1 protein-coding gene is annotated in these 636 nt (G+C 77.2%); it reads left to right on the forward strand.

Features of this window, described 5'->3' with window-relative positions:
- Positions 1–636, forward strand: a 636-nt coding sequence (locus tag RKE29_RS30290) for an FAD-dependent monooxygenase (protein WP_312008902.1), incomplete at both ends; no start/stop codon positions are given.

Consider the following 636-nt stretch of genomic DNA (forward strand, 5'->3'; position numbering starts at 1 on the left):
TCACCGCCCTCGCCGACGAGGGCGACGCGGTCGGGGTGGCGGCGGCCACCCCGGACGGCCCGCGGCGGCTGCGCGCGTCCTGGGTGGTCGCCTGCGACGGCCAGGACAGCACCGTCCGCGGGCTGCTCGGGGTGGACTTCCCCGGCCGCGCTGCCGCGCGGGAGCTGCTGCGTGCCGACGTCGAGGGGATATCCGTCGCCGACCGGCGCTTCGAGCGCCTGCCGGGCGGCCTGGCGATCGCCGCCCGGATGCCGGGCGGGGTGACCCGGGTGATGGTGCACGCCTTCGGCCGGCCCGCCGGGCGGCGCACGGGCGCGCCCGGCTTCGCCGAGGTCGTCGAGGCCTGGCGGCACGTCACCGGCGAGGACATCGGCCACGGCCGGCCGGTGTGGGTCAACGCCTTCGACGACGCCAACCGCCAGCTCGCCTCGTACCGCCACGGCAGGGTGCTGTTCGCCGGTGACGCCGCCCACGTGCAGATGCCCAGTGGCGGGCAGGCCCTCAACCTCGGCCTTCAGGACGCGGTCAACCTCGGCTGGAAGCTCGCCCTGGAGGCCGGTCCGCGGCCGGTCGGCGGGCTGCTGGACACGTACCACACCGAGCGTCACGCGGTCGGCGCCCGGGTGCTGGCGAACA

Source organism: Streptomyces sp. B1866, from assembly GCF_031932565.1.
Taxonomy (GTDB): Bacteria; Actinomycetota; Actinomycetes; order Streptomycetales; family Streptomycetaceae; genus Streptomyces.